The 19,528-nt window shown below is 68.0% G+C and carries 19 protein-coding genes; 10 read left to right on the top strand and 9 right to left on the bottom strand.

The annotated features are described in order from the left end of the window. Positions 1-20: 20 nt before the first annotated feature. The 3 genes from BKA02_RS08915 to BKA02_RS08905 all read right to left on the bottom strand — a co-directional run bounded on the left by BKA02_RS08915 (position 21) and on the right by BKA02_RS08905 (position 2,689). Positions 21-899, bottom strand: a complete 879-nt coding sequence (locus BKA02_RS08915; protein ID WP_179433248.1) for a 2-hydroxy-3-oxopropionate reductase — start codon at positions 897-899, stop codon at positions 21-23. A 31-nt stretch (positions 900-930) separates the two neighbouring features. After that, complete coding sequence (locus tag BKA02_RS08910) at positions 931-1,737, bottom strand: hydroxypyruvate isomerase family protein (protein ID WP_179433246.1); 807 nt, start codon at positions 1,735-1,737, stop codon at positions 931-933. Between the two features lie 151 nt (positions 1,738-1,888). Next, entirely contained in the window at positions 1,889-2,689 is an 801-nt protein-coding gene (locus BKA02_RS08905) for an IclR family transcriptional regulator (protein ID WP_179433244.1), read from the bottom strand. A 273-nt stretch (positions 2,690-2,962) separates the two neighbouring features. On the opposite strand from BKA02_RS08905, the gene BKA02_RS08900 reads away from it, so the two are divergent. The 6 genes from BKA02_RS08900 to BKA02_RS08875 all read left to right on the top strand — a co-directional run bounded on the left by BKA02_RS08900 (position 2,963) and on the right by BKA02_RS08875 (position 9,186). Further along, positions 2,963-4,519, top strand: a complete 1,557-nt coding sequence (locus tag BKA02_RS08900; protein WP_179433242.1) for an NCS1 family nucleobase:cation symporter-1 — start codon at positions 2,963-2,965, stop codon at positions 4,517-4,519. Next, positions 4,519-5,346: an NAD-dependent epimerase/dehydratase family protein gene (locus tag BKA02_RS08895; RefSeq protein ID WP_179433240.1), complete on the top strand. Its 828-nt coding sequence runs from the start codon at positions 4,519-4,521 to the stop codon at positions 5,344-5,346. The genes BKA02_RS08900 and BKA02_RS08895 overlap by 1 nt, the downstream gene beginning before the upstream one ends. 59 nt (positions 5,347-5,405) lie before the next feature. Continuing rightward, positions 5,406-6,143, top strand: coding sequence for an SDR family NAD(P)-dependent oxidoreductase (locus BKA02_RS08890; RefSeq protein WP_343045381.1), 738 nt, complete (start codon positions 5,406-5,408; stop codon positions 6,141-6,143). A 70-nt stretch (positions 6,144-6,213) separates the two neighbouring features. Further along, entirely contained in the window at positions 6,214-6,945 is a 732-nt protein-coding gene (locus BKA02_RS08885) for an AroM family protein (RefSeq protein WP_179433236.1), read from the top strand. A gap of 3 nt (positions 6,946-6,948) precedes the next feature. Continuing rightward, complete coding sequence (locus BKA02_RS08880; protein ID WP_179433234.1) at positions 6,949-7,902, top strand: polysaccharide deacetylase family protein; 954 nt, start codon at positions 6,949-6,951, stop codon at positions 7,900-7,902. Positions 7,903-7,965: 63 nt separating this feature from the next. Further along, positions 7,966-9,186: an MFS transporter gene (locus BKA02_RS08875; RefSeq protein WP_179433232.1), complete on the top strand. Its 1,221-nt coding sequence runs from the start codon at positions 7,966-7,968 to the stop codon at positions 9,184-9,186. Between the two features lie 55 nt (positions 9,187-9,241). Here the strand turns inward: BKA02_RS08875 and BKA02_RS14400 are convergent, their stop codons facing one another. From BKA02_RS14400 to BKA02_RS08845, 6 genes are all read right to left on the bottom strand, one after another. Next, positions 9,242-9,418, bottom strand: coding sequence for a transposase (locus tag BKA02_RS14400; protein ID WP_425487513.1), 177 nt, complete (start codon positions 9,416-9,418; stop codon positions 9,242-9,244). A gap of 7 nt (positions 9,419-9,425) precedes the next feature. Then, positions 9,426-9,815 carry an IS5 family transposase gene (locus BKA02_RS08865; RefSeq protein ID WP_179433228.1) on the bottom strand — a complete coding sequence of 130 codons (390 nt, stop codon included), beginning with the start codon at positions 9,813-9,815 and terminating at the stop codon, positions 9,426-9,428. Between the two features lie 395 nt (positions 9,816-10,210). Next, positions 10,211-11,050 (bottom strand): bifunctional allantoicase/(S)-ureidoglycine aminohydrolase, encoded by an 840-nt coding sequence (locus BKA02_RS08860; RefSeq protein WP_179433226.1) that lies wholly within the window; start codon positions 11,048-11,050, stop codon positions 10,211-10,213. Between the two features lie 56 nt (positions 11,051-11,106). Then, positions 11,107-12,366 carry a DUF6986 family protein gene (locus BKA02_RS08855; protein ID WP_179433224.1) on the bottom strand — a complete coding sequence of 420 codons (1,260 nt, stop codon included), beginning with the start codon at positions 12,364-12,366 and terminating at the stop codon, positions 11,107-11,109. Beyond that, entirely contained in the window at positions 12,363-12,644 is a 282-nt protein-coding gene (locus BKA02_RS14595; RefSeq protein WP_179433222.1) for a hypothetical protein, read from the bottom strand. Before BKA02_RS14595 ends, BKA02_RS08855 begins: the two co-directional genes overlap by 4 nt. Next, positions 12,641-14,080 carry an NAD-dependent malic enzyme gene (locus BKA02_RS08845; protein WP_179433220.1) on the bottom strand — a complete coding sequence of 480 codons (1,440 nt, stop codon included), beginning with the start codon at positions 14,078-14,080 and terminating at the stop codon, positions 12,641-12,643. The genes BKA02_RS14595 and BKA02_RS08845 overlap by 4 nt, the downstream gene beginning before the upstream one ends. A gap of 235 nt (positions 14,081-14,315) precedes the next feature. On the opposite strand from BKA02_RS08845, the gene BKA02_RS08840 reads away from it, so the two are divergent. The 4 genes from BKA02_RS08840 (at position 14,316) to xdhB (ending at position 19,515) form a co-directional block, all read left to right on the top strand. Next, positions 14,316-15,071: an IclR family transcriptional regulator gene (locus tag BKA02_RS08840; protein WP_179433218.1), complete on the top strand. Its 756-nt coding sequence runs from the start codon at positions 14,316-14,318 to the stop codon at positions 15,069-15,071. A gap of 305 nt (positions 15,072-15,376) precedes the next feature. Next, positions 15,377-15,541 (top strand): hypothetical protein, encoded by a 165-nt coding sequence (locus BKA02_RS08835; RefSeq protein ID WP_179433216.1) that lies wholly within the window; start codon positions 15,377-15,379, stop codon positions 15,539-15,541. A 111-nt stretch (positions 15,542-15,652) separates the two neighbouring features. Continuing rightward, complete coding sequence (locus BKA02_RS08830; protein ID WP_179433214.1) at positions 15,653-17,134, top strand: xanthine dehydrogenase small subunit; 1,482 nt, start codon at positions 15,653-15,655, stop codon at positions 17,132-17,134. After that, positions 17,131-19,515, top strand: coding sequence for a xanthine dehydrogenase molybdopterin binding subunit (gene xdhB, locus BKA02_RS08825; protein WP_179433212.1), 2,385 nt, complete (start codon positions 17,131-17,133; stop codon positions 19,513-19,515). The genes BKA02_RS08830 and xdhB overlap by 4 nt, the downstream gene beginning before the upstream one ends. Positions 19,516-19,528: the final 13 nt, after the last annotated feature.

Here is a 19,528-nt window from a genome sequence, read left to right as displayed (position 1 = left end):
AGATGTGGGGTGGCCGACGATCAGTCGCGGCCGGAGAGCTCCGTGGTGAGCTTGAACAGACCGGAGTGGTCCAGGCCGCCGTCACCGCGGGCGACGAGGGCGTTCACGAGCTGCGCGACCGCAGCGCCGAGCGGGACGGTGACCCCGGCCGAGCGCGCCGCCGAGGTGACGATGCCCAGATCCTTGTTGTGGAGGGCAAGGCGGAACCCGGGGGCGAAGTCGCGATCAAGCATCTTCTGCCCCTTCTGGTCGAGGACCTTGGAGCCGGCCAGACCGCCGCCGAGCACCTTCAGTGCCGCGTCGGTGTCGACGCCGAAGGCCTCGAGGAAGACGACGGCCTCGCTCAGCGCCTGAATGTTCACGGCGACGATGAGCTGGTTGGCGGCCTTGACCGTCTGGCCGGAGCCGGCCGGGCCCACGTGGACGATGGTCTTGCCGATGACGTTCAGCACGGGCTCGGCCTTGGCGAAGTCCTCGTCCGAACCGCCAACCATGATCGACAGGACGCCGTCGATGGCACCCTGCTCGCCCCCCGAGACGGGGGCGTCGACGGCGCCGAAACCGGCGGCCACGGCCTCCTCGGCGAGCTCCTTGGCCACGTCGGGACGGATCGAGGAGTTGTCGATCCACAGGGCGCCGGCCTTGGCGTTCGCGAACACGCCCTCCGGGCCCTGCACGACGGCGGCGACATCCGGGGAGTCGGGGACCATGGTGATGATGACGTCGGCGTCCTTGACGGCGTCGGCGATGCTCGAGGCCGCGACGCCGCCGGCGGCGGCGAGCTTGTCGATCGCCTCCTGCGAACGGTTGTAGCCGACGACGGTGTGCCCGGCGTTGACGAGGTTGGTGGCCATGGGCAAGCCCATGATGCCGAGTCCGATGACGGCGATGTTCGTCATGATTTCGATTCCCTTACGTTGGTGCGGCGGGTCAGCGCGCGGCGTCGGTGGTCTGAGCAGACAGCCAGGTGAAGGCTTCGTCCGCGGGAGTCTTGTACTCCAGGCCGATCGGGCCGGCGTAGCCGAGCTCGCGGCTGCGGGCGATCCATGCCTCCAGCGCAAGCTCGCCCGTGCCGGGAGCACCGCGGCCGGGGGCGTCGGCGATCTGGATGTGGCCGAAGGAGGCGGCATGCGCCTCGATGACAGCCGGGACATCGTCGCCGTTGACGGCGAGATGGTAGAAGTCGGCGAGCAGGGCGACGTTGTCGACGCCCGTCTCGGTGCGCACGCGCTCGATGACCCCCACGGCGTCGGCCGCGGTCAGCAGCGGGTAGCGGTCGGCGCCGCTGACGGGCTCGAGCAGCACGGTGCCGCCGAGGGCCGCGACGGCGCGTCCGGCGATCGCCAGGTTCTCGACGGCGATCGCATCCTGCTCTGCGGCCGTCGACTCGTCGACGCGGTTGCCGTAGAGGGCGTTGAAGCCCTTGGTGCCGAGCTTCTCGCCGATGGCGGTGAGCACCGCGATGCTGTCGCGGAACTCGCCCGAACGCGCCGGCCACGACACCAGGCCGCGGTCGCCGCCGGGCATGTCGCCGGCGAAGAAGTTCAGGCCGGTCAGGCTGACGCCGGCGTCGCGGATCGCGCCGATGAAGGCGTCGACATCCGCATCCGAGGGCACGGCCTCGGCGAAAGGCCACCAGAACTCGACGGCGTCGAAGCCGGCGGCCTTGGCGGCCGCAGGGCGCTCGAGCAGGGGCAGCTCGGTGAGGAGGATGGAGCAGTTCACCGTGTACGTCATCGTTCACTCACATTCTTTCTACCTGTCCGTAAGTCCACATTATGAACTAAAACTTTTGTACAGCGAAAGTCTATGCGATAGCCACGAGGACGTCAAGACCACGACGGGTCGACGAAGAGACCCGGTATTCGGGCACTGCACAACCGCCGGGTCAGCGGATACCGGCTCCGGAGTCGGCGACCGCGCCCGCACCGGACTCGTCCGCGATGGAACGCGTCGCTCGACGCAGGAATGGGACCGCGCGCTCACCGAACTCCCCATCGACTCGGGAGACCGGTCCCGAGACGGACACCGCGGTCGGCGTCGGGGCATTGGGCACGGCCATCGCATAGCAGCGAACGCCGATCTCCTGCTCCTGCTCATCGATCGCATAGCCTCGTGCGCGGATGCGTTCGAGCTCGGCAAGGAGGTCGTCGAGATCGGTGATGCTGTGCTCGGTCAGCGCGGCCATACCGGTCCTGCCGATGATGCTGCGCACCGTGTCGTCCGGCAACTGAGCGAGGATCGCCTTGCCCGCACCAGTGTTGTGCAGGCTGGCACGGCGCCCGACCTCTGTGAACATGCGCATGGAGTGCTGCGACGACACGTGCGCAACATACACGATGAGGTCGACGTCCAGGATGGCCATGTTGACGCTTTCTCCGAGATCCTCAACCAGCTGCTCAAGCTGTGGGCGAGCAAGGGCACCAAACTGCCGGTTGGCTCCCGCTCCTATGCGGATGAGCCGTGGGCCAAGCGCATACCGCCGACTCGGCAGCTGACGCGCGTACCCCAGCTTGATCAGGGTTCGGAGGATTCGATGAATCGTCGGCCGAGGAAGCTCCGTCGCGCCGGTCAGTTCCACCAGAGAGACGTCACCCCCCGCGTCCGTAATGAGCTCGAGCACTTCGAACATGCGCTCGATCGACTGAACACTCCCACCCGACTTGGGCGAGTTCGACGTCCCAGTCATGCGCGCTCCTTCGATCGATCCAGTGTCGTCCACACCCTACTTCCACAACATGCGAGCGCTCGAGTGAACCACTGTTCGAGCCTGCTTGACAGCGATCCGAGACGGTGTCATGATGGCGAGCAGTCCACATCGTGACTATCATAGTCCGCGATACGGACTTCTAAACACCTCAATCGCCCGTATTCACTCGTCCCAGCCATACCCAACGCAGCCGTCACACATCTGTCCGCCGCCCCGACAATCGGGGCGAGCCATTACCAATGGAGGTAAACGATGGACAACGTCCCCAGCGACACCCAGGTTCGATGGAACGAAGAACCTTTCAAAACGCTCCAGGCCGCGGACCCAGAGGGACGCTTATACAACGAGGATCTCGCACCAGTTCCTCCCCAGAAGCGGACCTGGAACACCTACCACCTGATATCCCTCTGGATGAACGTCGCTCACAACGCGGCGAGTTACACCTGGGCGGCGGGCATCTTCCTCACCATGGGCATCAGCGCCTTCGACATGACGATCGGCATCTTCGTCGGCTGCATCATCCTCAGCCTCGGCTGCGTGCTGTCGGGCCTCATCGGCCAGAAGACGGGTAGCCCGTACCCGGTGATCAGCCGCATCACCTGGGGCATCTGGGGCGCCAACATCGCCGCCGTCATCCGCGGCGTCGTCGCCATCGCCTGGTACGGTGTGCAGACCTACCTGGCCTCGATCGCGCTCAACGCGGTGATCACCCGCATCTGGTCGCCGTTCGGGGACCTCAGCGCTCCGGAGTCGATCCACTTCCTCGGGCTCCACCTGGGCGGCTGGATCTGTTTCCTCCTCCTCTCGCTCCTGCAGCTGATCATCGTGCAGAGGGGAATGGAGGCTATCCGACACGTCCAGGGCTTCGCCGGCCCGATCATCTGGATCACGATGCTCGGCGCCATGGTCTACTTCCTGAACGAGGCCGACTGGAAGTTCGATTGGTTCAGCGGAACCGGTGACACCCCACTCGCCACCGGCGCCAAGATCGGCCTCATCGCGCTCGTCGCCGCGCAGGTCGTTTCGCAGCTGGCCCCGGTCATGCTGAACTACTCCGACTTCGCCCGCTTCACCCGCGACTCGCGCACGGTCAAGATCGGCACCATCCTCGGCGCCCCGCTGAACTGGACGCTGTTCGCCGTCACCTCGGTGCTCACCACCGGTGCCGCCGTGCAGGTGCTCGTCGTCGACCACGAGACGCTCAAGGACCCAGGCATCCTGATGACCCACGTCGAGAACGACCTGCTGTTCTATATCTTCGCCGGCGGCTTCACCTTAGCCACAGTCGGCGTGAACGTCATCTCGAACTTCGTCTCGGCCGCCTTTGACGTGACCAACCTCGCCCCTGGCCGCATCTCGTTTCGCCGCGCCGGCATCGCCACCGCGATCATCGCGGTGGTCGTCACGCCCTGGAACTACTTCAACAGCCCGATCGTCGTTGGCTACTTCCTCGGCAGCCTGGGCGCCCTGATAGGACCGCTCTTCGGCATCATGGTCGCGGACTTCTTCATCGTCCGTCGTCAGCGCTTCGTGCTGCGGCACATGTTCCTCCCGACGCCGGAGTCGATCTACTACTACAACCGCGGTGTGAGCCTGAAGACGCTGTGGGCCTTCATCCCGTCCGGTCTCATCGCCCTCGTGATCGCCGTCGGCCCCGGCTTCGGCCCACTGAAGGACTTCTCCTGGTTCATCGGCGCCGGACTCGCAGTCATCCTCCACCTGATCATCTCGAACGGCAAGGTCATCGTCCTCCCGCAGAACGAAGCCGCCGACTCGACCGAAGCCGTCACGGGCGCGGAGAACCCGTGATGAGGATCCTCATCACGGGTCACACCGGCTTCATCGGCCAGGCACTCCTGCAGCGCCTGGCCGATGAGGGCCATGACGTCGTCGGGCTCTCCGACGACGAGACACGCATCGACATCCGCGATGAGCCCGCGGTGCAGCGCGCCATCGATGCCGCCCGGCCCGACGTCGTCCACCACCTCGCCGGGGTCTCCGGACCGATGCTCTTCACCGATGAGCCCGAGAAAGTCATCGACATCAACTGCGCCGGCACGCTCGCGGTTTTCCGTGCTGCCGTGAACGCCGGGGTCCGTCGCGTCGTCTACGGCGCATCCGTCAGCTCGTACGCGTCCGCGGTCGACGGCCGCGCTTGCGCGGACTCGATCTACGGTGTCACCAAGCACTTCGGCGAGCTGCTCGCGCTGCACTACAGTTCAGCCACGAGCACGGAGTTCACGTCGGTGCGCATCGGATCGGTCTACGGCGAAGGCCGTGAGACGTTCAACCCGGTGCACGAGATGGTCCGCAGCGCGGTGCGCGAAGGTGAGATCTCATATAACACCGAACAGCGCGAGCCGATGATTTGGATTCGAGACTGCGTGGACATGCTCGTCGCCATCGGCAAGCTCCCCTCGGTGGCACCGACATACGACGCGGTCACCGAGCTGCTGACTCACCGTGAGATGGCGGAGCTCATCGGCAGTCGGTTCGGCGCGTCGATTACGTCGCACACGGGTGCGCACTGGTGGTACCCGCAAGGATTCGACGAGCTGCGGTCGGCGAAGCACGGGCTCGTCCCGGAGCCCCTCCTCGTGACCGACGCGATCCCCCACATTGCCGGACTCGTCTAGGCACAGGCAACATCAACGAAAGGTCCATCGAAATGGCATCGTCACCGCAGAGCGATCTTGTGAAGAACAAGAGAGTCATCGTCATCGGCGGCGCCGGCGCGATCGGCGAGGCGATCGTCGAGCTGCTCGTTGTCGAGGGCGCGGCCGTCGTCATCGCCGACCACAATGTGGACACTGCCGCTCAGCTGGCGCAGCGTCTGTCCACCGGCGGCACCGTGTACGTCGCGCAGATCGACATCACCAGTGAGGAGTCCGTCGCGGCGGCGTTCGCCGAGTCGACCCGCCTGCTCGGTGGCCTCGACATCCTGGTCAACTGCGCCGGAGTGATCGACGAGGTCCCCCTCTCCGACATGCCGTTCGCCCGGTGGCAGCGGGTCATCGATCTCAACCTGACCGGTGTGTTCCTCGCCTGCCGCGAGGCCATCCCCTACCTGCGCCAGGCCGGCGGCGGGCGCATCATCAACATCGCCAGCCAGGTCGGCCAGCGCGGGCGCGAGCGGCTCACCCACTATGCGGCCTCGAAGGCCGGCGTCATCGGCCTCACCAAAGCGCTCGCCCGCGAGCTCGCGGGCGAGCGCATCCTCGTAAATTCCGTCGCCCCCGGTCCGATCTCGACCCCGTTCGAAGCGACGCTCAGCGAGGAGACCCTGCGCGAAACCGCCAAGGCACTTCCGCTGGGGCGCTCAGGCGTCCCTGCCGAAGTCGCACCGACCGTGCTACTGCTGGCCGGCGACGTCAGCGGCGCGCTCTACGTCGGCCAGACTCTCGGTCCCAACAGCGGCGACGTGATGCTGTGAGCATCCGCTCACGCAGAAGAGATAAGGACGGGCAAGAGATAACGGCAGGCAGAAGAGATAAGGAATCGATATGACCGACACCGGATTCATCGGGCTCGCCACGCTCGGACGCACCCCTCGGCCCGACTTCGAGGCAGCATTCGCCCCACATCTGGGCCGCACCCCCGCTCGGATGACCGGCGCCCTCGACGGGGTGAGCGATGAGGAGGCTGTCAGCCTCCACGACCCGAACGGCGATTACCCCATCCACATCCCGGCCGGACAGGAGGGTGGGATCGACGTCCCGCGCGACCGTATCCGCCCCTATGTGCAGCGATCGATCGACGCGCTCGTTACCGACGGCGCCGATGCCGTGGCCGTGCTGTGCGCGGGCGACCTCGGTGCGTTCACGTGCAGCGTCCCGCTGCTCATCGCGGGACAACTCATCCCCCACATCGTGAAGGCGACTATCGGCACCGATCAGCCGATCGCCGTCGTCACGCCGAACGTCGGCCAGGTCCCGTTCGCTCAGGCGAAGTGGGAGGCCGACGGCTTCACGGTCGATGTGGTCGCGGTTCCGCCGTACTCCACGTCCGAAGCCCGCTCGACCATGCTGTTGGAGCGCTGCAGCGCCCTCATCGACGCCGGCGCTCAGGCAATCGTCCTCGACTGCTTCGGCTTCGGCGCCGCGGACAGTCAGCAGCTGCACCGCGCTGTTGGCGTGCCGGTCCTCGTCGCTCGCGAGGTCGCCGGCCGAGCCACGGGCATGTTCGCGTCCTACATGGAGCCCGAGTCCACTGCTTCCAACACCAACGAAGGGTAAGAAATGGCAATCTCCAACGACCGAGTCAGCGGATTCGAGGACGAGCCCGGCCCCGGCCCGGTCCGCGACCTCTACGGTCACGGCCGCAACGGCATCCAGGCCCGATGGCCGGGGGGTAAGAAGGTCGCCGTCCCCATCGTCGTGAACTTCGAGACCGGTGCCGAGGCCTCGTGGCCGTCCGGCGACCGCCAAAACGACAAGATCTTCGAGTTCCCGTACGGCATCGACGACCGCTACCGCGACCTCCCCGGCGAATCCGTCTCGGAGTACGGCAGCCGCGCCGGAATCTGGCGCATGGCCCGCCTGTTCGACGAGTACGACATCAAGACGACAATCTCAGGCTGCGCAGTCGCCTTCGCGCGCAACCCCGAGGTCGGCGCCTACGTGCAGGAGGCCGGCCACGAGCCCGGCTGCCACGGCTGGCGGTGGGAGTACGCCCACCTGCTCGACCGTCGCGAAGAGCAGGAGCGCATGCAGGCGGCCATCCAGATCATCGAGGAGACCTGCGGCTCGCGCCCGGTCGGCTGGCAGTCGCGGACGGCCTCGATGAACACCCGTGAGCTCGTTGTGGAGGAGGGTGGCTTCCTCTACGACTCGGACGCGATCAACGACGACGTGCCCTACTTCGTCACAGTGTCCGACAAGAAGCACCTCGTGATCCCCTACAGCCCGGTGTATAACGACCACCGGTTCGTCATCGGCCAGGGTTACTCGGAGCCGGAGGACTACTTCAAGACCCTCAAGCACGGCTTCGACTACCTGCGCAGCGAGGGCGAAACCCACGGCAAGATGATGACGATCGGTGTGCACGCGCACTGGATCGGTCAGGCATCGCGCGCCTCGGCGCTGAAGATGTTCATCGAGTACGCCCTCGGCACCGGAGACGTCTGGTTCGCCCCCCGGTCCGAGATCGCGAAGTGGTGGATCGAGAACTCCGACTCGTTTGCCACCAACTGAGTCCCGGATGGGAGGGGCGTCCGAAGCGATTCGGGCGCCTCTCCCATCGGAAAGGCCCTCTCCATGTCTCGCATCGCGCTCCCCGGCAACTATCTGCCCATGCTGCTCTCCGGGGTCGCTCTGAACCTTGCCCGAGGCATCGGTCTCTTCGCCGGCGCGTACGCCCTCAGCGCCGAGACGTCGTCGCTGCTGATCACCGAGATCGGCGGCGCGCTCTACTTCCTCCCCATGCTCTGTGGCAGCGCTTTTCGCCGCATCCCTTTTCTCACCCGCCACCAGCCCCCAGAAATCGCCTCCGCACGGGGCAGCGCAATGGTCGCGACGCTAGTCACCCTCACTACCCTCGGCATCGTTCTCCTGGGACCTTCGCCGATCCTCGTCATGGCGTTCATGCTGTTCATCGGCTTTGGCAACCTCATCAACATCTCCATCCGCCTGCCGCACCTACAAGACATGGTCGGCGATGCGAAGGGCCATCGTTACATGGCGATCGAAGCCATCTCCTCCTCAGCTGGCGCGCTCGTCGGTCCGATCCTGGGCGGGGTCATGATCGCCCTCACCGGCACCGCCGGCGCGGTGTTCCTCTGCGCGATCGTGATGATGGCGGCCGCAATCCTGCTGCGCGCGGCCCGCATCGTCGGATCGTGCTCCGAGCGACACCCGGCGCACTCTATCGCCGACGACGCGCGGGTCCTGCGCACCAACATCCCGCTGCGCGGTGTGCTGCTCGTCACCGTCCTCATGAACGTCGGCTTCTTCGCCGCGAACCCTGCGATTCCGCACTTCGCGCAGGATCGCGGGATGGATTCCATCGTCGCTGGATGGCTCACAGCCGCGCTCGGCTTCGGCTGCCTGATCGGTTCCATCCACCTCGCGCTGCGCCCGACGCGGCGCCCCGACCTCGTCTATACGATCGGCACCATCGTCGGGCTCGGAGGTCTGGCGGCCTTCGTGCTCACAGACAACTGGGCATTGTCGTTCATCCTGCTACTCATCGCCGGAATCGGTCAGTCCGGCTTCACCGTCGAGCAGCCCGTCCTCGCACTCGCCAGCGCGGACGCGCCGGATCGTCCCGCGGCCATGGGGCTGCTGAGTGTGGCTGTCGGCACACTGCCCCTTGGCGTCATGATCACGCGCCTGGCCGAAGTGTTCCTCGTGCCCTCCGCGGCGGTCGCGAGCATCTGCCTACTGACGCTAGCGATGACTCCGTTCGCGAGCCGCCTCTATCACCGACGCGACAGGTCCCCGCGCTCACCCTATTCTGCTTCGCGCACGGGTTCCTAACGGTGCTCCGCAGCATCCGATCCCGAAACACCGAACGCTCCCGCATCGGACGGATTCAGGGGTCGTCGCAACGCCCTCGTGACGCGCGAGGCACGTGGATGTCTTCGAGCGTCGCGGCGAGCATCGTGGTGTCGGCGACGTTGCCGCCGGTGAGCACCATCCCCAACGGTCTGCCGCGCCCATCGGCAACCAGGTGCAGCTTCGTTGTCAACCCGCCACGGGACCGGCCGATCGCGTGATCAGGCGGCTCGATCTGCGGATTCGTGTGATTCGGTGGAGCCCCCTGTGTCGCGGGCGAGGGTCGCGCCGTGCTGATGCACGCGCGCGATCGTGGAATCGATCGAGACCACCCAGTCGATCTTTCCCGCCACGTCGGCCTGCTTCTGCACCTCGGCGAGTAACTTCTCCCAAGTGCCGTCCTCGGCCCACCGGTTGAACCGCTTGTAAATCGAGTTCCATTTCCCGAACCGCTCGGGAACGTCGCGCCACGGCGCACCTGTGCGGTACTTCCACGCCATACCCTCCACCGCCGAACGGTGATCCGTCCACGGCCGAGACCTCCCGGACACCGTCGGCATCAACGGCTCGAGCACGGCCCACACCTCGTCAGAGATCTCCTGTCGCGTCACGGTTCAAGACTCGCCCACCGAACACCGAAACCTCTTGATCAACACGGCCTAGTCCGTAAGGACGAGCTTAGCGAGGCCGACCATTCATTCGCTGTGCGACGACCTCGCCGGCCTTGCGGAGCGCGAGAGGCTCAGCTTTCTTCGCATGCGGAGGCCTCTTCGACGTCAGCCCCGCCTGCCGCCCCCACACATATACCGAGTTGCAGTTCAGACCCATCTCGCGAGCGACCACTGTCACGGAGCCGACAACAGCCCTCCGGTCGAGGAACCGAATTCTCAGCGCTGCCCACTTTTCCTTCGTAAACGACACGGTAGTCGCAACCTCCTGAAAGTCAGCGTGTTGCGACCACCGTTAGAACCCTCTATCGCTGCGGGGGCGATCCAAACTCCGAGGATCAGCCCCAGGGGCGGGGGTCTCCGCCGCGCGTCAGCATCACTTGGCGGTTCACGTCCTTGTACAGCAGGTAGCGGAAGGGGCCGGGACCACCGGCGTAGCAGGCCTGTGGGCAGAACGCGCGCAGGTGCATGTAGTCGCCCGCCTCGACCTCGACCCAGTCACCGTTGAGGCGGTAGACGGCCTTGCCCTCGAGCACGAACAGACCGTGCTCCATGACATGCGTCTCGGCGAACGGGATGGACCCGCCCGGCTGGAACGTGACGATGTTCACGTGCATGTCGTGCGCGAGGTCGTCGGGGTCGACGAAACGCGTCGTGGCCCAGGCGTCGTCGGTGTCGGGCATTGGACGCGGCGCCACGTCCTGGTCGCGGGTGACGAACGACGCGGGCGCGTCGATCCCCTCGGCCGTTTCGTACGCCTTGCGCACCCAGTGGAAGCTGGTGAGCTCGGAGCCCTTGTTGGCGAGCGACCACTCCTCGCCCGCGGCGAGGTAGGCGTAGCCGCCCTCGCCCAGCACGTGCTCCTCGCCCGCGATGGTCAGCGTCAGCTCGCCCGTGGTGACGAAGACGACGCCTTCGACGCCCGCCTCGGGCTCGGGGCGCGCGGCGCCGCCGCCCGGCTGGATCTCGACGATCAGCTGCGAGAAGGTGGTGGCGAATCCGGCGATCGGCCGCGCGATGATCCACGAGCGGGTGCCGGTGAAGCCGGGCAGGTTGCTCGTGACGATGTCGCGCAGCACGCCCTTCGGGATGACGGTGTACGCCTCGGTGACGATGGCGCGGTCGGTGAGCAGCTCGCTCTGACCCGGCAGCCCGCCGGCGGGGGTGTAGTAGCCCATGGTGTCCTCGTGGGTGTCGTGATGTGGTGGATGAAGAAGCGGAGCGGCGTCGATGCTCAGGCGTCGACGAGCGCGAGCCGTGGGTGTGCGAGACACGCGAGCGCGGTCTCGTCGATGCCGGCGTCGGCCGACACCTCCTCGGCCCCGATGGCGCCGCACTGCACCCCGCGCAGGACGAACCAGGCGAGCGCCCGCGCGGTGGCCGGCTCGTCGAGCACGGCTCCGGGGGTCTTCTCCAGGTACGCGCGCAGACGCGCGGCCGCTTCAGGATAGCCCTCGCGGTAGAAGGCGTAGGTGGCCAGGTAGCGCGTGGGCAGCTGGTGCGCGTGCAGGTCCCAGCCCTGGAAGTAGCCGCGCTCGAGGGAGCGGCGCACGAGCCGGGCGTGCAGCGACCATGCCTCCTGCGTGCGGTCGCCGATCGGCAGGATGTTCGTCGAGCCGTCCGACAGGCGGATGCCGGTGGCGGCCACGGCGAGCTGCATGATCTCCTTGGCGAGGTCGGCCGCCGGGTGCTCCATCGACTGGTAGCGGGCGGCGATCCCCAGCGACGCGCTGTAGTCGTAGGTGCCGTAGTGCAGCGCCGAGATGCGGCCCAGAGCGGCCAGCGGCAGCTGCGCCAGCGGCGAGCGGCCGTCGGCGCCCAGTACCAGGGGCGGCGTCTCCACCTGCACCTCGAAGCGGATGCGCCCCTCTTCGAGGCCGTGCCCGCGCTCGATCGCAGCCGCGACGTCGGCCATCGCCTCGACCTGGGCGACGGTCGACACCTTCGGCAGCGTCAGCACGAGCCCGTCGGGCAGTCCGCCCGCCTCGATGAGACCGCCGAGGAAGAGGTCGAGCGTGCGCAATCCGCGGGCGCGAGTGGGCTCCTCGAAGCACTTGAAGCGGATGCCGATGAACGGCGGTGCCGTTCCTGCGGCAACGGCCTCGGCCACGAGAGAGGCCGCACGGCGCGCATCCTCGTCTTCGGCATCGCCGCGATCGCCGTATCCGTCTTCGAAGTCGAGGCGGAGGTCTTCGATCGGCTCCGCAGCGAGCTTGGCCGAGACGCGCGCGGCGACGGCCGGGACGAGCTCATCCGGGATGCCCACGGACTCCGCCAGCGCGTCCATGCCGCCTGCATCGGCGACGGCGCTCAGTGCCTGCTCGCCCCAGCGGGCTGCGAGGTCGGTCGTGAACACGTCGGCGGGCACGTACACGGTGTGCACAGGCTGCCTGCTGCCGTCATCGCCCGGGTAGGCCGTGCGCAGCAGTTCATCCGTGTCGGCCAGCTGCGCGTCCACACGTGCCAGATCGGCGTCGTCGAGCACACCGCTCATGCCGCCACCTCCTGCATCTCGTCTTCGGTCTCATCGGGGGTTCGTGCTCCGGGCTCTTCGAGCAGATCGTAGGCCGGAAGGGTGAGGAAGTCGACGTCGTCGTCGAGGCAGATGCTCGGGACCAGGCGCGCGGCCGGGCCCGCGACCTCTTCAGCGAGCAACTCGCGCCGGCGCCCGTCGAAACGCTGATGCAGCTCCTCGACGAACGCCAGCGCCTCCGGCGTCAGGATGGCCTCGGCACCGTCGGTGCGCGCGGGCCGGGTGACGCGGATGCTCAAGCGACCACGGCTCCCTCGATGTCCAGGACATCCTGCTCGGTCGCGTCCAGACGCGCGCGCTCCGCCGCCAGCGCGACGGCGTCGGCGACGCCGCGGGCGACGGTCGGGTCGAACACGCTGGGGATGATGTAACTGGCGTTGAGCTCGTCGTCGCGCACCGCCGAGGCGATCGCGCGGGCCGCGGCCACGAGCATCTCCGGCACGATGTCCGACGCGTGGGCGTCGAGCAGGCCGCGGAAGAAGCCGGGGAAGGCCAGCACGTTGTTGATCTGGTTCGGGAAGTCGCTGCGTCCGGTGGCGACGACGGCGGCGTAGCGCGCGGCCAGCAGCGGGTCGACCTCGGGGTCGGGGTTGGCCATCGCGAACACGATCGCGTTCTCGGCCATCGAGGCGAGCTCGGCCTCGCCGATGAGGTCGGGGGCGCTCACGCCGATGAACACGTCGGCACCGACGAGGGCGTCGGCGAGGGAGCCGGTGCGCTGTTCGGGGTTGGTGTTCTGGGCGATCCACCGACGGTGCTCGTCGGTGTGGGCCTGGCCGCGGTGGATGATGCCCGAACGGCCCGCGGCGACGATGTGGCGCGCGCCCTCGGCCTGCAGCAGCTGGATGATGGCGCTGCCCGCCGCGCCCACGCCGGAGAGCACGATGCGCGCGTCGGCGAGGCTGGGTCCGGTGATCTTCAGCGCGTTCATGAGCGCGGCCAGGGTCACGATGGCCGTGCCGTGCTGGTCGTCGTGGAAGACGGGGATGTCGAGCTCTTCGCGCAGGCGCCGCTCGATCTCGAAGCAGCGCGGCGCGGCGATGTCTTCGAGGTTGATCCCGCCGTACACCGGCGCGAGGGCCTTGACCGTGCGGATGATCTCCTCGGTGTCCTGCGTGTCCAGGGCCACCGGCCATGCGTCGACGTCGGCGAACTGCTTGAACAGGGCGGCCTTGCCCTCCATGACGGGGATGGAGGCGGCGGCGCCGATGTTTCCCAGGCCCAGCACGGCCGAGCCGTCGGTGACGACGGCGATCGTGTTGCCCTTGACCGTGTACCGGCGGGCGTCACGCGGATCGGCGGCGATGGCCTGGCACACCCGGGCGACGCCGGGGGTGTAAGCGCGCGAGAGGTCGTCGCGGTTGCGCAGCGGAGACTTCGGGTTGACGGAGAGCTTGCCGCCCACGTGCATGCGGAAGGTGCGGTCGTCGACCTCGTGCACCACGACGCCCTCGCGACGCGAGAGCGCCTCGGCGATCTCGGTGGCGTGCGAGGCGCTCGCGGTGTTGCAGGTGATGTCGACCATGATGCGGTCGTGGCGCGATTCGCTCACGTCGACGGCCGTGACGACGGCCCCGGCCTCGGTGACGGCGGCGACGAGCTCGCCGGTCGCGGTGACGTGCGCCGAGACCTCGGCACGCAGCTGGATGGAGTATCCCGGACTCGGATTCGCCATTGATCTGTCCTCTCGGAGGCGTGGGATCCGTGCGGTCGACACGGGGGTCGCACGGAAGTGTGTCGACGATATGTACGCACTATGGATACTAACCTCCACTATGCGGAAACTTCAACCTTCTCTATGAATCCGTGGATAACCGCCGCGACAGCGCCATCGGCTACGCTTTCCGGCATATGATTTCCGCGATGCGGATAACTTCGCCGCGTCGTGCCCGCCGATGAAAGGACCGCCCATGGCGTCCGCCGCCTCCGATGGAGTGAAGTCCGTCGCCCGCGTCTTCGACCTTCTGGAGCTCATCGCCGATGCCGGCGGCGACGTCACCCTCAGCGAGCTGTCCGCGGCCGCCGATCTGCCGCTGCCGACGATCCACCGCCTGCTGCGCACCCTGGTCGCCCGCGGCTACGCACGCCAGCTCGCCAACCGCCGCTACGCGCTGGGACCGCGGCTCGTACGCCTCGGCGAGGTCGCCAACCGCAAGTTCGGGCAGGTCGCGATGCCGCAGCTCAAGCAGCTCGTGGAGCGCCTCGGCGAGACGGCCAACCTCGCCACGATCGACGGCGACCGGGTCGTCTACATCTCTCAAGCGCCGTCGCCGCACGCCATGCGCATGTTCACCGAGGTGGGTCGGCGCTCGCACCTGCACTCCACGAGCGTGGGCAAGGCGATCCTCGCCCAGCTCGACGACGACCAGGTGCGCGAGATCATCGCGCGCACGGGGCTCCCCCGAGACACGGAACGCTCGATCGACACCCTCGACGCACTGCTCGCCGACCTCGCGGTCACCCGCGAGCGCGGCTACGCGATCGACGACAACGAGCAGGAGCTCGGCGTGCGCTGCTACGCCATGGCCGTGCCCGACATGCCGGTGCTCACGGCCGTCTCGGTCTCGGGTCCGGTAGCCCGCGTCGACGAGGCCTTCGCCGCCCGCGCGGTGCCGGTGCTGCGCGAGGTGGCCGACGAGATCTCCGCCCTCGCGATGAGCGCCTGACGTCGGCGATCACCCGCGCATCCACTCCTCATTCCCTCCCGTCGGAGGGCGTCCGCTGACCAGGGCCGCCCCTCGGCTCCCTGTGCGGCCGCCGGCGCGTGCTCGACCTGTGGATCAGCACAGGATCGACCGAGAACTCGTGGCCACCCGCGTGCATCGCTGTGCGCAGCGAGGTCGAGAGGTCTTGACGAGACGCTCTCGGCGTCGTATTCTTTCCATATCTCAGAAGCTAGCTTTCATAATGCGAAAGTTCCCTGAGCAGAGTCGGTTCGATGAAGACCCGGCTCAGATTTTGGAGGGTGATCATGCGCAATCATGACAACGCCGTCGTCGCAGAGACCCAGGCCGACCTGAACGAACTCCACCCGCTCATCCACATCGATCCGGACCTCCACGTCCCGCTCGGTCGGGAGAGCGGAGCGGGTCGCTATCTGCGCGCCCTGCGCAATCTGTTCCCGCAAACCCCTTGACGTTCCCCCTGCCCGCGTGCCCGTGCGCGAGCGTAGAATCACAGCGACCGAGTCAGGCCCGGCACACGACCCGTCGCCAGCACCACCGCCGGATCTGAGGAGACCCGTTTCATGAACGACATCGCCGTCACTGTCAACGGAGAACGCCGCGGCCTCGCGGGCGTTCCCGCGCACGCCACCGCGCTCGACTGGTTGCGCGACACCGGCCTGTCCGGCAGCAAGGAGGGCTGCGCCGAAGGCGAGTGCGGCGCCTGCGCGATGCTGCTGGCCACCCCCGCCGTCGACGGCGGGACAAGCTGGACGCCCGTGAACGCGTGCCTCGTGCCCGTCTACGCGCTCAACGGCCAGGAGGTCGTCACCGCCGAGGGCCTGGGCACCATCGACGATCTGCATCCCGTGCAGGAGAAGCTCGCCGAGGCGGGCGGATCGCAGTGCGGCTACTGCACCCCCGGGTTCGCCTGCAGCATGGCGGGCGAGTACTACCGCGAAGACCGCGTCGCCGCCGATGACGACGCCTGCCCCGTGCATGACGACGACGCGCACGACGACCCCGAGCATGGCCCGAACGGGTTCGATCTGCACGCGCTCAGCGGCAACCTGTGCCGGTGCACGGGCTACCGTCCGATCCGCGATGCGGCGTACTCGCTGGGTGCCCCCGAGGCCGATGACCCACTGCGCCAGCGCCTCGACAAGCCGGCCCCGGTCGCCGTGGCCACCGACGCCGAGATCGACGGGGCGCGCTTCATCCGCCCCGCCACGCTCACCGACACCCTGCAGCTGATCCACGACGAGCCGGATGCCGTACTCGTCGCCGGCTCGACCGACTTCGGCGTCGAGGTCAACATCCGCGGCCGCCGCGCGCCGCTCGTCGTCGCCATCGAGCAGCTCGAGGAGCTGCGCACGCTGGAGATCGGCGACGACATGATCGAGATCGGCGCGGCCCTGCCGCTGTCCGAGGTCGAGCGCCGCCTCGCCGGCCGCGTGCCCCTGCTCGCGCAGCTGTTCCCGCAGTTCGCCTCTCGCCTCATCCGCAACCGCGGCACCTTCGGGGGCAACCTCGGCACCGGCTCCCCCATCGGCGACACCCCGCCGGCGCTGCTGGCCCTCGGCACGCGAGTCGTGCTGGCCTCGGTGCTCGGCGAGCGCGAGGTCGAGCTGTCGGAGTACTTCACCAGCTACCGCCAGACGGTGCGCGCGGCCGACGAGCTCATCCGCGCCATCCGCATCCCGCTGCCGCTGGCCGAGGTCACCGCGTTCCACAAGATCGCCAAGCGCCGCTTCGACGACATCTCCAGTGTCGCCGTCGCGTTTGCGCTCGACATCGACGACGAGAACATCGTCACCGCCGCCCGCATCGGGCTCGGCGGCGTCGCCGCCACCCCGCTGCGCGCCCGCGCCACCGAAGAGGCGCTGATCGGCAAGCCGTGGAACATCGCCACGGTCCAGTCCGCATCGGCCATCCTCAAGGGCGAGGGCACCCCGATGTCCGATCACCGCGCGAGCGCCGACTACCGCTCGCTCATGCTCGGCTCGGCCCTGCTCAAGCTCTACAGCACCACCAAGCACTCGGACTCGAAGGAGGCCACGGCATGAGCGCTCTCGCTGACCGCCCCGCCAACCCGATCGTCGGAGACCCCGCCGCGCACGAGAGCGCTCGGTTGCACGTCACCGGCGCCGCGATGTACACCGACGACCTCGCGACCCAGCATCCGGGCACGCTGACGGCGTGGCCCGTGCAGTCCACCAACGCGCACGCCAAGGTGCGCGTGGACGTCTCCGGCGCCTACGAGGTACCAGGCGTCGTGCACGTGCTCACCGCCGACGACGTGCCGGGCGTGAACGACGCGGGCATCAAGCACGACGAGCCGCTGTTCCCGTCCGAGGCGATGTTCTACGGCCACGCCCTGGTCTGGGTGCTCGGGGAGACGCAGGAGGCGGCTCGCAAGGGCGCCGAGAAGGTCACGGTCGAGTACGAGCCGCTGCCCTCGCTGATCACGGTGCAGGATGCCGTCGACGCGGAGTCCTTCCAGGGCATCGCCCGCACGGTCGCCCGCGGCGACGCGGCGGCCGCGATGGTCGAGGCCGCGCACGTCTTCGAGGGCGTGAGCGAGTTCGGCGGCCAGGAGCACTTCTACCTCGAGACGCACGCGGCCTTCGCGATCCGCGACTCGGAGGGGCAGTACTTCGTCCAGAGTTCCACGCAGCACCCCTCCGAGGCGCAGGAGATCACCGCGCACGTGCTCGGCATCACCTCCAGCGAGGTGACCGTGCAGTCGCTGCGCATGGGCGGCGCCTTCGGCGGCAAGGAGATGCAGTCGCACGGCTTCGCCGCGATCGCCGCGCTGGGCGCCAAGGTCACCGGCCGCCCTGTGCGCGTGCGCCTGAACCGCACGCAGGACATCACGATGACCGGCAAGCGCCACCCCTTCCACATCTCGTGGAAGGTCGGCGTCGACGAGAACGGCTACCTGCAGGCGCTGGAGACGGTGCTGACCTGCGACGGCGGATGGAGCCTCGACCTGTCCGAGCCCGTGCTCGGCCGCGCTCTCTGCCACCTCGACAACTCGTACTGGATTCCCAACGTGCACGCGCACGGCCGGATCGCCAAGACGAACAAGACGTCGAACACCGCCTTCCGCGGCTTCGGCGGCCCGCAGGGCATCTTCCTCATCGAAGACATCCTGGGCCGCATCGCCCCGCAGCTGGGGATCGACGCGATCGAGCTCCGCCGCAAGAACTTCTACCAGCCCGGTCAGTCCACCCCTTACGGCCAGCTCGTGAAGGACGCCGACCGCCTGGAGACGATCTGGGGCCAGCTCTCCGACGAGGCCGACATCGAGCGCCGCAAGGCCGAGATCGCCGAGTTCAACCGCACCAGCCCGCACATCAAGCGCGGCCTGGCGATGACGCCGATCAAGTTCGGCATCTCGTTCAACTTCGCCGCCTTCAACCAGGCCGGTGCGCTCGTGCACGTCTACAAGGACGGCTCGGTGCTCATCAACCACGGCGGCACCGAGATGGGCCAGGGTCTGCACACGAAGATGCTGCAGGTGGCCGCGACCGCGCTCGGCCTGCGACTGGACCAGGTGCGCCTGGCTCCGACGCGCACCGACAAGGTGCCCAACACGTCGGCGACGGCGGCCTCGTCCGGCGCCGACCTCAACGGCGGCGCCGTCAAGAACGCGTGCGAGCAGATCCGCGAGCGCATGGCCAAGGTCGCCGGACGTCTGCTGGGCGTCGACGAGCGCGACGTGCGCTTCTCGGGCGGCTTCGTCGCAGCCCTGGGCAAGGACACCCGGCTGCCCTTCGCCGAGGTCGCCGAGGCGGCGTACCTGCAACGCGTGCAGCTGTTCGCCGCCGGGTACTACCGCACCGAGGGTCTGCACTGGAACCCGGAGATCATGCAGGGCTCGCCCTTCAAGTACTTCGCTTACGGGGCCGCGGCCAGCGAGGTCGAGGTCGACGAGTTCACCGGCGCATACCGCGTGCGCCGCGTGGACATCGTGCACGACGTGGGCGACTCTCTCTCGCCGATGCTCGACATCGGACAGATCGAGGGCGCGTACGTGCAGGGCCTCGGCTGGCTGACGCTGGAGGAGCTGCGCTGGGACGAGTCGGACGGACCGCATCGCGGCCGCCTGCAGACCCAGTCGGCGTCCACGTACAAGCTGCCCAGCTTCTCGGAGATGCCCGAGCAGTTCCACGTGCGCCTCTTCGAGAACGCCCGTGAAGACGGCGCGGTGTATGGCTCCAAGGCCGTCGGCGAGCCGCCGTTCATGCTCCCGTTCAGCGCCCGCGAGGCCATCCGCCAGGCGGTCGGCGAGTTCGGTCCGAAGGGCCACGAGGTGATCCTCGGATCCCCCGCGACCCCGGAGGCCGTGTTCTGGGCCGTGCAGGCGGCGCAGCAGGCGGGCACGACTGGCGACGCCCCCGGCGCGAGCGAGGACGCCGACCGCGTTCTCGCCGGCGTCTGAGTCGCACGCACCC

The organism is Microbacterium pseudoresistens (assembly GCF_013409745.1).
Lineage (GTDB): Bacteria > Actinomycetota > Actinomycetes > Actinomycetales > Microbacteriaceae > Microbacterium > Microbacterium pseudoresistens.
This window is presented reverse-complemented; position numbering and strand designations above follow the sequence as displayed.